The sequence below is a fragment of the Lactobacillus sp. wkB10 genome, assembly GCF_000760615.1.
In the GTDB taxonomy this organism is placed as follows: domain Bacteria; phylum Bacillota; class Bacilli; order Lactobacillales; family Lactobacillaceae; genus Lactobacillus; species Lactobacillus huangpiensis.
The window spans coordinates 24,454-38,599 of sequence record NZ_JRJB01000010.1 but is presented as its reverse complement, the minus strand read 5'-3'; the positions used below and the strand labels follow the sequence as shown (position 1 = coordinate 38,599).

General features: G+C 35.9%; 11 protein-coding genes and 1 pseudogene. 7 read left to right on the top strand and 5 right to left on the bottom strand.

Going from position 1 to position 14,146, the window contains the following annotated elements:
• Window positions 1-80: 80 nt before the first annotated feature.
• The 6 genes from fdrA (at window position 81) to LACWKB10_RS07765 (ending at window position 8,589) form a co-directional block, all read left to right on the top strand.
• Window positions 81-3,098, top strand: coding sequence for a DUF1116 domain-containing protein (gene fdrA, locus LACWKB10_RS10040; RefSeq protein ID WP_034980858.1), 3,018 nt, complete (start codon window positions 81-83; stop codon window positions 3,096-3,098).
• Window positions 3,091-3,924, top strand: a complete 834-nt coding sequence (locus LACWKB10_RS07785; RefSeq protein ID WP_034980856.1) for a DUF2877 domain-containing protein — start codon at window positions 3,091-3,093, stop codon at window positions 3,922-3,924. The genes fdrA and LACWKB10_RS07785 overlap by 8 nt, the downstream gene beginning before the upstream one ends.
• 19 nt (window positions 3,925-3,943) lie before the next feature.
• Window positions 3,944-5,185, top strand: a complete 1,242-nt coding sequence (locus LACWKB10_RS07780) for an MFS transporter (RefSeq protein ID WP_034980853.1) — start codon at window positions 3,944-3,946, stop codon at window positions 5,183-5,185.
• On the top strand, window positions 5,185-6,120 hold the full coding sequence (arcC, locus tag LACWKB10_RS07775) for a carbamate kinase (protein WP_034980851.1): 936 nt from the start codon (window positions 5,185-5,187) through the stop codon (window positions 6,118-6,120). The genes LACWKB10_RS07780 and arcC overlap by 1 nt, the downstream gene beginning before the upstream one ends.
• Window positions 6,121-6,138: 18 nt before the next feature.
• Complete coding sequence (locus LACWKB10_RS07770; protein WP_034980848.1) at window positions 6,139-7,359, top strand: dicarboxylate/amino acid:cation symporter; 1,221 nt, start codon at window positions 6,139-6,141, stop codon at window positions 7,357-7,359.
• A 312-nt stretch (window positions 7,360-7,671) separates the two neighbouring features.
• Window positions 7,672-8,589, top strand: coding sequence for an alpha/beta fold hydrolase (locus LACWKB10_RS07765; protein ID WP_034980960.1), 918 nt, complete (start codon window positions 7,672-7,674; stop codon window positions 8,587-8,589).
• A 65-nt stretch (window positions 8,590-8,654) separates the two neighbouring features.
• Here the strand turns inward: LACWKB10_RS07765 and LACWKB10_RS07760 are convergent, their stop codons facing one another.
• The 3 genes and pseudogenes from LACWKB10_RS07760 to LACWKB10_RS07750 all read right to left on the bottom strand — a co-directional run bounded on the left by LACWKB10_RS07760 (window position 8,655) and on the right by LACWKB10_RS07750 (window position 12,077).
• Window positions 8,655-9,404: an amino acid ABC transporter ATP-binding protein gene (locus tag LACWKB10_RS07760; RefSeq protein ID WP_034980846.1), complete on the bottom strand. Its 750-nt coding sequence runs from the start codon at window positions 9,402-9,404 to the stop codon at window positions 8,655-8,657.
• Window positions 9,404-11,029, bottom strand: a complete 1,626-nt coding sequence (locus LACWKB10_RS07755; protein WP_034980843.1) for an ABC transporter substrate-binding protein/permease — start codon at window positions 11,027-11,029, stop codon at window positions 9,404-9,406. The genes LACWKB10_RS07760 and LACWKB10_RS07755 overlap by 1 nt, the downstream gene beginning before the upstream one ends.
• Before the next feature lie 415 nt (window positions 11,030-11,444).
• Window positions 11,445-12,077 (bottom strand): annotated as a pseudogene (locus LACWKB10_RS07750) (DNA-3-methyladenine glycosylase).
• 44 nt (window positions 12,078-12,121) lie between these two features.
• On the opposite strand from LACWKB10_RS07750, the gene LACWKB10_RS07745 reads away from it, so the two are divergent.
• The gene (locus LACWKB10_RS07745; RefSeq protein WP_034980841.1) at window positions 12,122-12,481 is read left to right on the top strand and encodes a DUF488 domain-containing protein; all 360 of its coding nucleotides are present in this window, start codon (window positions 12,122-12,124) and stop codon (window positions 12,479-12,481) included.
• Here LACWKB10_RS07745 and LACWKB10_RS07740 read toward each other — a convergent pair.
• Both LACWKB10_RS07740 and LACWKB10_RS07735 read right to left on the bottom strand, forming a co-directional pair.
• The gene (locus tag LACWKB10_RS07740) at window positions 12,476-13,255 is read right to left on the bottom strand and encodes a TerC family protein (RefSeq protein ID WP_034980839.1); all 780 of its coding nucleotides are present in this window, start codon (window positions 13,253-13,255) and stop codon (window positions 12,476-12,478) included. The two genes, LACWKB10_RS07745 and LACWKB10_RS07740, sit on opposite strands and share 6 nt — an antisense overlap.
• Before the next feature lie 126 nt (window positions 13,256-13,381).
• Complete coding sequence (locus LACWKB10_RS07735) at window positions 13,382-14,086, bottom strand: NAD-dependent protein deacylase (RefSeq protein ID WP_152560579.1); 705 nt, start codon at window positions 14,084-14,086, stop codon at window positions 13,382-13,384.
• Between the last annotated feature and the right edge of the window lie 60 nt (window positions 14,087-14,146).

Genomic DNA, 14,146 nt, shown 5'->3' with positions numbered 1-14,146 from the left:
CTTTTTTACCATTGTAAGCGCTTATTAGCTTACATACAATGTGAATTGTAAAACTTAATAAATAAATTGGAGGTATGAAAATGCTTAAGACGGTGATCTTAAAAGATAACTATCAAGATTCAATTAATCTTATGTTATTGACAAATAAGATTAATGATTTGTCTGAAGTTCAGATGAGTCAAATAATGATGGGTACAGAAGCCAACAAGGATATTTTAAATAATACTAATTTATTGACTGAAGAAGCTGAAGCTGCATCACCTAATGACTTAATGATAGTTGTTAGAAGTGATGATGATAAAGTTATGGATAAGGTTTTACCAGCAGTCCATTCATTTCTTGAAGATCTTTCTACTAAAAAAGATGATTCAGGTAATGAAATTGAATCAGTAGATAATTGGGATGATGCTCTAAAGGCAATGCCTGATGCAAATTTAGCCCTATTTAGTATTCCTGGAGAATATGGTGCTCCGGAAATGGAAAAGGCTTTAAGACATGATTTAAATGTGTTCTCTTTCACAGATAATGTCTCTATAGAAGATGAAGTCAAACTAAAAAAGCTGGCTCATAAAAAGGGACTTTTAATGATGGGTCCCGATTGTGGCACAGGAATTATTTCAAGTATTCCATTAGCATTTACTAATGTTGTATCACCAGGCAATATTGGTATTGTCGGAGCATCAGGTACTGGAATTCAAGAAGTAACTACTATTATAGACAGACTGGGCAATGGTGTTATCCACGCTATTGGTACTGGTGGACGCGATTTGAGCGACAAAGTAGATGCAATTACTGTTAAGGATGCTATTGCAGCTTTAGAAGATCACGAACCTACAGACGTTATTTGTGTCATATCTAAGCCACCTGCAAAGGAAGTTAGAGATGAAGTTATGGAAATCCTTGAAAGCTGTAATAAACCGGTTGTTGCAGACTTTCTAGGTGAAAGACCTACCCATTATGAGGGTAATGTGTACTTAGCACATACATTGGAAGAGACAGCAAAAATAGCAGTTGACTTAGCAGCAGGTCAAAAAGTTAAAGAGAATTATTTTGAAAAAGTTGAATTACCAGCTAATGTAAAAACTTTATCAAAAGATAAAACTATTAAGGGATTATATTCTGGCGGTACTTTAGCTAATGAAGCCGGCATGTTAATTTCTGAAGCACTTGACTTAGGTCATTTGACTAAAGAAGAAGGTTATATTCTAAAAACAGATGGATATGATGTCATTGACTTGGGAGATGATGTTTATACCCAAGGTAAGCCACACCCAATGATTGATCCTGAGGTTCGCATTAATAAGATGCGCGAATATTGTCAAGATCCACATACAGGTGTTATTTTGCTTGATGTTGTTTTGGGTTATGGTGCAAGTGATGACATGGCAGGTGCTTTAATTCCTGTAATTGATGAAGAAAAAGCCAAGGCTCAGAAAGAAGGCAGACCACTTTACTTTGTGGCTACAGTTGTAGGAACTAATAAAGATCCACAAAACTATGACGAAACAGTTGAACGCTTAAAAAATCATGGAGTTTTGGTTCAAAAGAGTAATGCAAAAGCTGTTCAATTAGCTTTGAAATTAAAGGGAATACAGATATCTGAACCAGATAAGAAAGTCGTACCTTATACTGGTAAAAAGGTTGCTTTACCAAAAGTTAATGATAATGTAAAAGAATTATTAACCACAAAACCAAGAGTAATTAATGTAGGTATTAGTAGTTTTAATGAATCAATCGTCAAATATGGTGGCAAAACTGTTCAATTTAATTGGAAACCACGTGCTAATGGCAATAAGCGAATGATCAGGTTGCTCGATGCCTTAGAAAAATATGATGATGAAATTGATAGAGATAATGATAAAGTAATCCAAAGATTTAAGGATGCCAAGCCTTTCTTAGTTGACGTGGTTCCAGCTAAAACAGTTATCCCAGAATTGAATACAGAAAATAAAACGCTGTTACATGCAGGCCCACCAATTACCTATAAGGAAATGACAGGTCCAATGCAAGGTTCATGTGTTGGTGCGGCTATATTTGAAGGCTGGGCAGAAAATGAATCTGAGGCTCGAAAGTTACTGGAAAATGGAGAAGTAAAATTAATGCCTTGTCATTCTGTTCATGCAGTAGGACCAATGGGAGGCATTACCTCAGGTAATATGCCTGTAGTTATTGTTGAAAACAGATTGGATAATACAAGAGCATATTGTACCTTGAACGAAGGTATTGGGAAGGTATTAAGATTTGGTGCATATTCTCAAGAGGTTATTGATCGTTTAGTTTGGATGAGGGATGTTCTAGGCCCAGTTTTATCAAAAGCTTTGAAGAAAACTGATGATGGTCTTAACTTAAATGTCTTAATTGCTCGCTCAATTACAATGGGTGATGAATTTCATCAAAGGAATATTGCTGCTTCGGCCAACTTCTTGTGTGCAATGGCACCACTTATTACTGAATTGGATATTAGTAAAAAAGACAGGTATGACGTAATTAAGTTTTTGGCAGATACTGACCAGTTTTTCCTTAACATTATGATGGCTACTGGTAAGTCAATTGCTGATGCCGCCAGAAAGTACCAAAAAGGAACTATCGTAACTGCCATGGCTAGAAATGGACGTGACTTTGGTATCAGAATTGCCGGTATGGGAGACCAATGGTTTAAGGCACCTGTAAATACTCCTAAAGGTCTTTACTTTGCAGGATTTTCTGAAGATGATGCGAATCCGGATATTGGTGACTCTTCAATTACGGAAACTGTTGGTGTCGGTGGCATGGCTATGGTAGCAGCTCCTGGTGTAACCAGATTTGTGGGCGCTGGCGGTTTTGAAGACGCATTAAGAATTTCTAACTCAATGGAAAAAATTAACACAACTCATAATCCTAATTGGACCATCCCAACTTGGGATTTTAAGGGTACAAATTTAGGTATTGATATTAGAAAAGTTGTGGAAACTGGGATTGAACCAATTATTAATACCGGTATTGCACATAAAAAGCCAGGCGTCGGTCAAATTGGTGCTGGTACGGTTAAAGCTCCGTTGACTTGCTTTGAAAAAGCTCTGGAAGCTTATGCTAAAACTCTAGGTATTACAGTTGACTGATTCATGTGTTGATCAAATTAGTAGTTATATCTATCCTGTTGACAAATTTGGTCAAATTGGCAGAGTACATTCAATTTTTGCACATTCACTTAATATTCAAGTTGGTTTGCGACTAATAAATATAAGTTGCTTTGATAATTACCTGTCTTGTTTTGGCATAAATATTTCTGAAAAAAATTTAAAGTCAGTTATCCAAAGTGTAACCGAAAACAATATAGTTAAATTTTTGGATAATAATATAGTTTTTTACACGCAAGACGGGATTAAAAGAATCGATGTTAAAAACTTTAATATAGTCGAATTAAAAATTAAGCCTCTAAATTATTTTCCAGAAAAAGGATTAAAGAAAACTTTAGAAGTCTTAAACAATTGCAAAGTCGATCAAAGAATAGGTATTCCTAATAATACTTTATTAAAAAAATTCTCTGATGAAATGATTACATTCAAGAATTTTAATGCAGAGCAAATTGTTACTTGGCTACTTGGTAGAGGAAAGGGATTAACGCCAAGTGGTGATGATATTCTTTGTGGATATATTTTTGTGCTATTGCTTGTCGATAAAGCAAATACTTATTTATCTAGTTTGGTTAAACAAATAAGAAATAATTTAAAGCTTACTACAGACGTTAGTAAAGCTTATCTAATCTGTGCAACGCAAGGGTATGTTAATTCCAAAGTTTATCAATTATATAAATCCTTTAAAAACCATAATTTTAAAGATATAGACAGTGAGCTAAATTCCATTCTTGAAATTGGTCATACATCGGGCAAAGATTTGAGTTATGGAATTAAACTAGGAATTTTAGCTAGTTTAAACACTCCTTAGTCTATGAAAGGAGCGAATAATGAAAAAAGATGAAGAGGGCGTAAAAGTTTCCAAAAATTATTGGATAAGAGTTGTCATTATATTTTTCCTAGGCTGGATATTGATGTATGGTACACGAACCATTTTCAATCCTATTATGGGCATCGTTGGCAAGCAATTTGGTTTAAACAATACGCAATTAGGATTAGCAAATAGTATTTTCTTTTTAACTTATGCCATTTTCCAGGTACCATTTGGTGCTTTGGATGATAAGTATGGAAGAAAATTAGTGATTACAATAGGTTTTATTGTATTAGCTGTAATGAGTTGGCTATCAGGAATTGCTGCAAGTTTTACTTTGTTTTTAATTATTAGAGCCCTTGCGGGTGTGGGACAAGCCTCTTATTATGGTCCGCAGTACGCTTTGTCATCAGAAGCTATTCCACAAGATAAACTTACTTTAGGTACCGCTATTATCAATTCTGGGATGGCCTTTGGTACTTCTGGCGGATACTTGCTTTCAAGCTATTTAGTTTTACAAAACCATCAAAGTTGGAAAGTACCATTCTTTGTGGTAGCAATTCCAACATTTATCCTGGCGATAGTGTTCTTTACATGTTTAAAGGAAAAAGTTTATAGACCTAAAGAAAATGAAAAGCAGGAGAAACAACCAGAAGAAAAAGTTTCCCTTAAAAAAATTTTTACAGATAAGAATCTAGTCGCAGCCTTTATTCTTTGCTTCTGCAGTATTTACGCTAACTTTGTGATTATTACTTGGCTACCATCTTTCTTAATTTCCAATAGAGGATTTCAAGGTGGCAGTGTAGGCTTTATTTCTTCCTTGGTACCTTGGGCTTCAATACCAGGAGCATTAATTTTTGCAAAATTAGCTGATAAAACTGGTAGCACTAAGAAATGGATATATATTTTAGTTCCACTTTCAATCATTTCAGTATTTGCAATTGCCTTCGTTTCTAATAAAACTTTGCTGATTGCAGTGTTGATCTTATACGGCTTGACGGGTAAATTAGCGATTGATCCTATCATAGTGGCTTATGTAACTAAAAAGGCACCTTATGGTTCTTTGTCAACTACATTAAGTGCCTACAATTTTATAGGTATGTCTGGCTCTATTTTGGCACCATATATTACTGGCTGGTTAGCAGATGTAACAGGACAAATGGAAATTGGCTTTTACTTAGGTTGTGGTTTGCTAATAATTGGCTTGATTGTCTTTGCTGTAATGGCAACTGACTCAGAGAAAGGGGAGACAGCTGTATAATGGCAACTAGTGTAATCGCCCTTGGTGGAAATGCGATCTTAGAAAAGGATCCCACAGACATTGGGCAAAAAGAAACGGTTAATAGAGCTACACGTTATATTGTTGAATATATTATGGCTGGAAATAAGGTAGCGATTTGTCACGGTAATGGACCTCAAGTAGGTAATTTGTTACTACAACAAAGTGCTGCTAATTCAAAAAAGAATCCAGCATTCAAGCTAGATACTTGTGGAGCAATGACTGAAGGTAGTATTGGCTACTGGATTCAACAGGGCTTGGACAATGCGTCTCAAGAGCTGGGTGAAAATGTTAAGTCCCTGACTGTTATTACTCAATCTGAAGTTGATAAAAATGATCCTTCATTTAAATCTCCGAGCAAGCCTATAGGTCCTTTTTATACTAAAGAAGAAGTGGTTGAGCTTCAAAGAAACAGTAATGATACATTTATTGAAGACGCGGGTCGTGGCTATAGAAAAGTTGTACCTTCTCCTAAGCCAGTAAAAATAGTTGAAGGGGATATTATTAAGGATACTGTTAACGCTGGCATTGTACCAATCGTTGCCGGTGGTGGCGGTATACCAGTTATTATAGAAGAAAATAAAATTAAAGGCGTAGAGGCTGTTATTGATAAAGATTTTGGCTCTGAAAAAGTTGCAGAAGGAATCTCAGCTGATAATTTAATAATTTTAACAGCCGTAGATAATGTTTACATCAATTTTGGAAAAAAAGATCAAAAAGCTTTGAATCATATTACAGTTTCTGAAGCTGAAATATATATAAAACAGGGACAATTTGCGAAAGGAAGTATGTTACCTAAGATTCAAGCAGCTATTTTGTTTGTTAAAAATCACCCAGATAGAAAAGCAATTATAACTTCAATTTCTAATTTACCAAATATTTCAGAAAATGTTGGAACCTTAATTACTGACAAATAAGGAAACGTAGGTGCTACCATGAGAAAAAAAGTAAAGTTGTCAATGGTTAATCAGATTTTGATAGCCGTTATTCTTGGTGTTATATTTGGGTTTGCATTACCTAGTTTTTCAGTTCAATTAAAGATAATTGGTGATATTTTTTTAAAATTAATGCAGATGTCCATACCAATTTTGGTACTGGGTCAAATAATTCAAGCAGTAGGAGGTATTAAACCTAATGAATTGAGCAAATTAGGAATTAAAACTATTGTCATTTTTGCAATCTCCTCATTACTTGCTGCTGCTTTCGGTGTATTAGTTGGAATATTATTTAAACCTGGAATTGGTGTGCAACTCACCAAGGTTGCTGAAAAAGCAATACATGTTAAGTCCGTTTCGTTAAGTGAAACAATTTTAAGCTTTTTTACTAGCAACATCTTCGAATCTTTATCTAATGGAACAATTATTCAGATTATTATTTTTGCGATATTTTTTGGTATTGGATTAAGCAAATTTATGGAGAAAAAGCCTAAATCAAAATTGCTTGACTTAATAATCGACTTTAATGATGTCATTATTCAATTAGTAACCTGTGTAATGTTCTTTGCACCAATAGGCATCTTTGCACTGATTGCTTCTACCATTAGCAATTTGGGTATTAAAATAATTTTGCCGCTGATAAAATACTTATTCTCCTATGGGTTTGCAACATTCGCTTATTTGTTAATTTGGATTGTAATTATATCTCTATATCTTAAAGTTAACCCAATTAAATTAATCAGCAATATGTCAGAAATGTCACTTATGGCCTTAGCTACTACTTCTTCGGCAATTACTTTACCGATTGAAATGAATGAAGCTAAAAACAAACTGGGCTTAAAAGACAGAATTACTAACTTGGTTTTACCATTAGGCATGTCATTAAATTCTAATGGTTCTGCCATGCATATGGCCATAACGGTGATTACAATTGCGCAATTATATAATATTAACTTTACTTTAGATAAGGTGTTTTATCTTATTGTAATATCAACATTTGTGTCACTTGCTAATGCTGTTGTTCCAGGAGCAGGTTTGGTTTCACTAGCAATAATTGTTCCTCAAATGGGATTACCAGTTGAAAGTATAGCAATTTTTGCAGGAGTCGAATGGTTCGTAGGGATGCTCAGAACTATTTTAAATGTTAATTCTGACGTTTATTCTGCACTAATGGTTGGAAAGTCAGCTGATGCCATTGATTATGAAGTATTTAATAAATAGGTGTAAGAAAGAAGTGATTTACTAAGTAAAAATACTGTCTATTCTTCTACAAATTCTCACTTATTCTAACTAAGGACTGAGTCCGAAATAATATCGGTCTCAGTCCTTTTAATTATTACTGTTTTCTCAGCTGGCTATTCCAATAGTTTTTTTAGTTTAGAGTAGTAAAAGTTACGAGCTTTTATTTGATAAAAATTGTGTCAGTCTTGTAAATATAATTTGCAATTTACAAAGCAGAGACATTAATAATATACTTAAATAAAGTAGTAGTGTATGCATAATAATAATCGATTGTATGAATATAGGCAAAAAATGAGTAGCACACCAGTAATAGAAAACGTAGAAATTAACGGCACTAAACTTTATTTTTCAATTAGTTCAAAACAAGGCCGGAAACCAATCATTTTATATTTACACGGTGGACCAGGAGATGCCTGCATCCCCTTGACCAAAAAATTTAATAGCGAACTAGAAGATCATTTTATCTTTGTCAATCTGGAACAAAGGGGCAGTGGACTATCGTATTACAAATTCTCGCCTGAAGAAAACTTGTCTATTGACACCATCTTGGCAGATATTCATCAGTTTGTGCTTTATTTATTAAAACGGTTAAAACAGGATAAATTGATTATCATGGGTCATTCTTGGGGTACGGTTTTAGGACTCTATTTTATTCAAATGTATCCAGACCTGGTTACGCAATATATCGGAATTGGTCAAGTGGTTAATATGAAAAGGAATATTGACTTACAAAAAGCTTTTTTACGAACAAAAATGAAAAATACTGCCAAACTTGATCAACTTGATTTTGTACATGAACCAACTAAAGCCAGCCTCAAATTAACTAAAATGATTGTGGCTTATGGCGGTTCAATCTATGGCGCTAAAAACTACCGTAAATTAATTTGGCCGTTTATATCGGCTAAAGATTATTCTTTTAAAGACTTAATTCATCGTTTGCAAGGCTCGAAGCAGTCAATTCAATATTTTTGGGAAGAACTCATGGACGTTAATTTTGAAAATATTCTGCATTTTGCCATTCCCATCACTTTTTGTGAAGGCAGACATGACTATCATGTGTCCTCACAATTTACTGCAGAATATGCTGCTAAAATTACTAGTCCGTGCAAATTGATTTGGTTTGACCGTTCTGGTCATTTCCCGCAGTGGGAGGAGCCAACTAAATTTAATCAGGAAATTATTGGACTTTTAGAGCCACAAGCAAACTAAAAAACTGGCTAATCACGTTATGCATCACGTAGATTTACCAGTTTTTTGTATTCAATTAGACCTTATTAATTATTCTGAAAATTACTCAAAAACTTGACGGTTTTTTCATTTTGCGGGTGATTGAATAATTGATCTGGCGTGCCTTGTTCAGTAATTACGCCATCGCTAATGAAAAACATTTGGTCGGAAATCTCCTTCGCAAACGCCATTTCGTGGGTTACGATAATCATCGTTAAACCAGTAGTAGCCAGATTCTTCATGACGCTTAAAACTTCACCGACCATTTCTGGATCCAAAGCACTAGTAGGCTCATCAAATAACAGAATTTCAGGATCCATGCAGATAGCGCGGGCAATCGCAACCCGTTGTTGTTGTCCACCTGAAAGTTGGTTGGGACGAGCATTAACGTATTGCTCCATACCTACTTTTTTCAGATTAGCAAGTGCAATTTTACGAGCCTCGTCTTTTGACCGTTTTAATACTAACTCTTGACCTACCATACAATTAGCTAAAACATTCTTGTTTTCAAACAAGTCAAATTGTTGGAAAACCATGCCGACTTTAGCACGATAAATATTGCGATCGTAGTTTGGTGCCAAAACATTTTTGCCGTGAAAATCAACTTCACCAGCAGTTGGTTCCTCAAGCAAATTGATGCAGCGCAAAGTTGTTGATTTACCGCCACCTGACGGGCCAATAATGGTGGCAATTTCACCTTTATTAATGTCAAAAGAGATATCTTTCAAAACCTGGTGTTCACCGAATGTTTTCTTGATGTGCTTTAAACTTAAAATAGTTTCGTTTGTTTCAGTCATTAGTTCTTAGCCTCCATGTCTTTAGGTGTGCCCACTTGAACTTGGTTTGCCATTAAGTTGTAATTCTTACTTCCTTGGAGGTGTTTTTCAATTAAGTTGAAAATTCTCGTGATGGTAAAGGTCAAGATGAGGTAGATAGCAGAAATTGTCAGGTAAGTTGGGAAGAACTTGAATGTCTGACTAGCAACAGTTGAACCAACGAAGAACAACTCTGATACGGAGATGATGCTCAAAACTGAAGTATCCTTGATATTAACGATAAATTCGTTAGTAATTGAAGGTAGGCAATTCTTGATCGCTTGTGGCAAAATAATGTGCCACATTCTTTGATTATGAGTCATTCCTAGCGCACTGGCTGCCTCAAACTGACCTTCAGGTGTAGAAATAATTCCTCCCCGAATGATTTCGGCTAAATATGCTCCAGTATTGATGGAAACAATGATTAGTGCGGCAACGGTTCTGTCAATGTTCAGGTGCCAGAATTGGGCAATACCATAGTAGATCACAGCAGCTTGAACCATCATTGGCGTACCCCGGAAGACCTCAATGTAGACCGAAAGCAGCCAGTTGACAAACTTAAGCAGCCATCTTTTACCACCGGTTGTTGGTGTAGGAATAGTTCTCACAATGCCCACTGCCAGGCCGATAAAGAAACCTGCAACAGTACCAACTGAGGCTAAAAGCAGCGTCATACCAATACCGTTTAAAATCATGCCGCCATATTGGCGCCACATTGATACTAACCATGGTTCTGCCTTAGCCTTTTTGCCTTTTTTATCATTATCAGTTTTAGGCTGCTCCTTAACAGCTTCAGTCATTAACCTAACCCTTTTTGCTTGAGGAATAGTAGCTAAAATTTGGTTGACACTCTTTAGCAGCGCCTTGTTAGGCTTGGCAATTCCGATTGAGGTAACAGATTCTTCCTTAGTAGCGTGGAAACCAGCCATTTTGCTGACAGGAATTGACTTAATGTCAGGGTCAACCATCTTAAAGGAAGTTGATTCAGTATCTTCGGCAACATAGCCGTCAATGGTGCCAGAGATTAAACTTTGTCGCATAGCCGCAAAATCGCGCATAGCAGGTTGTCTCTTAGCACCTTTTAACTGCTTGATTAAATCATAGTGGAAAGTACCTTGCTGCGCTGTTAATTTGGCACCCTTAAAGTCGGTCAGCTTTTTAGCATTAGCATATCTGCTGTTAATCTTGGTAATTACCACAAAAGTACTGTTTCTATATGGCTTAGAGAAATTAATGGCTTTTTCACGTTCAGCTGTTGGACTCATCCCAGCGATAATCAAATCAGCTTTGCCACTGGTCAAAGCGGGGAGTAAACCATCCCATTCAGTCTTAACAACTTCTACTTTTCTATGTAATTTTTGACCAATAATTTTGGCAATTTTAACGTCATAACCATTGGCGTATTCTTTTGAACCCTCAATTGGCACAGCACCATTGGCATTATTAGTCTGTGTCCAATTGTACGGCTGATAATTAGCTTCCATGGCAACTTTTAGCGTACCATCGTCCTTTTTGGCGTTAACTTCATTCAGACTAAAATTAGCCCCAATGCCCAAACAGGTGAATAAGGCAACTAAGGTAGCCAGCCACTTAAATCTTGACTTCATTTTGAAAACCTCCACAAAATATGTTTCAAATAAAGCCAATACAATAAAAGCGTAAACAAAAACCTCGCTGTTAGTCAAAAACAACGAGGTTATAATCTATTTTTTAAACAAATCATATAGCGCTCCCTGGAGATGAACCAGGACAGTCTGCAAAATATTCTCTTGCAGCCCAACAAAAAGATTGAAACGAACAATATTTTTGTTTCGGCAGTAATTCTTACGCTAATCTTCAAAGTGTTCGCTCACTCAGATTAGTTTCGTAACAACCGCGACCTCTATTGCATTGGAAATTATTTAACTTAGAAAAATAATAGGCTATTAAGAGTGACTTGTCAATAATTTTATTTAAAAAATATTTTATAATTATCTCATTTATTATCTTTTACTATTTTAAAAGGCCACTGGGATCCTGCTCTCACTGCCAGCCATTATCCTTTTGATAGGCACTTTTTTTCATTCTGGAAACATACGGATTACCTGCTACATAGTAACGTAATTTTTTATTGGCCCATTCTAATTCGGATTGACTAACGCCAATTCTGGCACTGGTTTTAATTTCCTTAGCCCACTTTTTATGATTATCATCTAAATCAATTTTAAATGGGGAATCAGACAAGAAGTGTAAATTCCACTTTTTACTGTGAATACCAAAAGCCTGCATCATTTTCGCAGGACCATTAGTTAAAAGCACCCTATTTTTGCCGGCACGATTTTTAATCATCTGCTCTATGCATCAGACTGGTTCGATGGCTCTAATTAAAACTCCTTGCGGCTCATTATATTCTTGTGTTGCGACATCGAAAAAGAAATACTGTCTTTGGGCGTAAATGTAGATAGTTCCACCTTTACGATAAAGACCCTCATTAGCAGGACTGCGATGACCGCTATAAGAATGTGCTGCCCGGTCTTTAACGCCTAAGTAAGCTTCAGCCTCTACAATATAGCCCCCCATTATATTCTGGCCATCATTATATGTTAATGGTCTGCCAATCAAATCTTTAGTAATGGCAGCAGTTGATTTATTAGAGAAATAAGTTGAATAATTCATTTTTTCTTCCGTGTAGTAAACTTAAACTAAAAGGAGATATTACAATGACAAAGATAAAATTAGTACGCATTTACGAACATGAGCAGCCTGCTGGCTACCGCATTTTAGTTGATCGTCTGTGGCCACGAGGCAAAAGCAAAAAAGATGCTAATTTGGATGAGTGGGTCAAAGAAATTGGTCCCAGCACCGAATTGCGTAAGTGGTTCAATCACGATGATACTAAATATCCTGAGTTTAGGCAAAAGTACATTGCTGAATTAGAACATAATCCTGTGACTGTTAGTTTTGTCACCCGAGTGAAAGACGAACTTGCAAAACAAGATGTTCTTTTTCTTTATGGTGCAAAGAATAAAGAGCACAACCAGGCAGTTGTGCTCAAAGAATACGTTGAACAAAGATTATAGTTTCCGTCTTTTCTTTTTTGCTCGTATAAAATGAAAAGCAATAGTTAAGAGAAGAATACCGAACACAATAAAGGCAAAAGTTGTATTAGGCAGTTCGTAATGTAACGGTGGTAAAGACAATAAAAGTTTAAGAGCAATGATAGCAATTAAAACGTAAGCCATCGGTTGCAGTTCAGGAATAATGTCCATCAATTTGATTATGATTTCGGCAACACCGCGCATACATAAGATACCAATCATGCCACCAATTAATACTACTACCGGATTATTGGAAACTGCTAGGGCAGCTAAAACTGAATCAATTGAAAATACGATATCCATTGCTTCAATTGAAATAACGGTCCGCCAGAAAAGTGACAAAAAATGTTTGCCCTTTTTGGAAGCATGGTTGGGACTTTTTTCAGTTGTAATTTTTGTGTTGGCTGCTCTTTTTTGGGGATGCTTTTGCTCGTAAAAAAACTTGAACGATAAATAGAAAAGATAGAGACTTCCTGCTAATTTAATTTCCCAAAAATTGATCAGATAAGTACCAATGCCAATCACAATGAAACGAAAAATATATGCGCCCCAAAGACCATAGAATAATGACTTTTCCTGTTGTTTCTTGTCAGGCAAAACCTTGGTTTGAGCTGCCAAAACGACTGCATTATCAACAGAAAGCAAGCATTCCATTAGAATCAGGGTTAAGATGACGAGCCAATCTTTGCCACTGGTCAGTACGTGAATCCAATTACTTCCACTGAAAAAGGGAGCATACATTTTAAAAATTGCCATTTAAAAGCTCTTTTCTAGTTCAGAATTATTTTTAATTACTGTGTCGTATTTTAGCACAAGTAATTTATAGCATCCGGGTAAAAAAGCAATTCTGATGGTTTAAAGGGCTTTCTTTTTAAAAACTAGTTAAAGCTGTTTAAAAACATCTAGTGCATCCGCAATAATGGAGGAAATTCCTTCTGCTGGAATGGCAGTTTTATTAATTGCCCAAACTTTAGCTCCAGACTGCCTGTAAGATAAAAGCTGGGCAAAAGGGTACACGACGAAACTGGTGCCTGAAATAATTACGAGGTCAGAACTTTGCATTGCATTGACAGATTTGGCTAAACTGTCTCCGTTAATGGCTTCACCGTATAAAACAATTCCCGGTCTGATAATACCGCCACAATTTTCATGCTGGTAAGATTTGGCGTATTCAGCGTATGAAACTGGTTTATGGCACTTAGTGCAGTAAATATTATAAAGACAGCCATGAAATTCGGTCACGTGTTTATTGCCGGCTTTGGTATCCAAGCCATCAACATTTTGTGTAATTAGATCGCCTTTTTCGTTGCAAATCTCGGCAATTTTCTGGTGTATTTCATTTGGCTTGGCTTCAGGGAAATACATATTATCCATCACAAATTTGTAGAAGAATTCTGGTCGCTGATAAAGTGTTTCCTCACTTAAAATCGTTTCCGGACTTTCAGAGACGCCATCATAAATACCGTTTTTAGAGCGATAATCAGGAATACCAGAATGAGTTGAAACTCCGGCACCAGTCAGAAAAGTAATGTGGCGTGCCTGATCAATATCATTTTTTAACTCAGCTATTTCATTTGCATCAATCATAATTTTGCCTTTCTTAAAACTAATTCTGCTACTGCTAGTTTACTACAAGATTTTGTCTAA

Bases quoted from the DNA above. Each gene is read 5' to 3' on its own strand.
- fdrA (WP_034980858.1), top strand. From the start codon at position 81: ATGCTTAAGACGGTGATCTTAAAAGATAACTATCAAGATTCAATTAAT.
- LACWKB10_RS07780 (WP_034980853.1), top strand. From the start codon at position 3,944: ATGAAAAAAGATGAAGAGGGCGTAAAAGTTTCCAAAAATTATTGGATA.
- arcC (WP_034980851.1), top strand. From the start codon at position 5,185: ATGGCAACTAGTGTAATCGCCCTTGGTGGAAATGCGATCTTAGAAAAG.
- LACWKB10_RS07770 (WP_034980848.1), top strand. From the start codon at position 6,139: ATGAGAAAAAAAGTAAAGTTGTCAATGGTTAATCAGATTTTGATAGCC.
- LACWKB10_RS07765 (WP_034980960.1), top strand. From the start codon at position 7,672: ATGAGTAGCACACCAGTAATAGAAAACGTAGAAATTAACGGCACTAAA.
- LACWKB10_RS07760 (WP_034980846.1), bottom strand. From the start codon at position 9,404: ATGACTGAAACAAACGAAACTATTTTAAGTTTAAAGCACATCAAGAAA.
- LACWKB10_RS07755 (WP_034980843.1), bottom strand. From the start codon at position 11,029: ATGAAGTCAAGATTTAAGTGGCTGGCTACCTTAGTTGCCTTATTCACC.
- LACWKB10_RS07745 (WP_034980841.1), top strand. From the start codon at position 12,122: ATGACAAAGATAAAATTAGTACGCATTTACGAACATGAGCAGCCTGCT.
- LACWKB10_RS07740 (WP_034980839.1), bottom strand. From the start codon at position 13,255: ATGGCAATTTTTAAAATGTATGCTCCCTTTTTCAGTGGAAGTAATTGG.
- LACWKB10_RS07735 (WP_152560579.1), bottom strand. From the start codon at position 14,086: ATGATTGATGCAAATGAAATAGCTGAGTTAAAAAATGATATTGATCAG.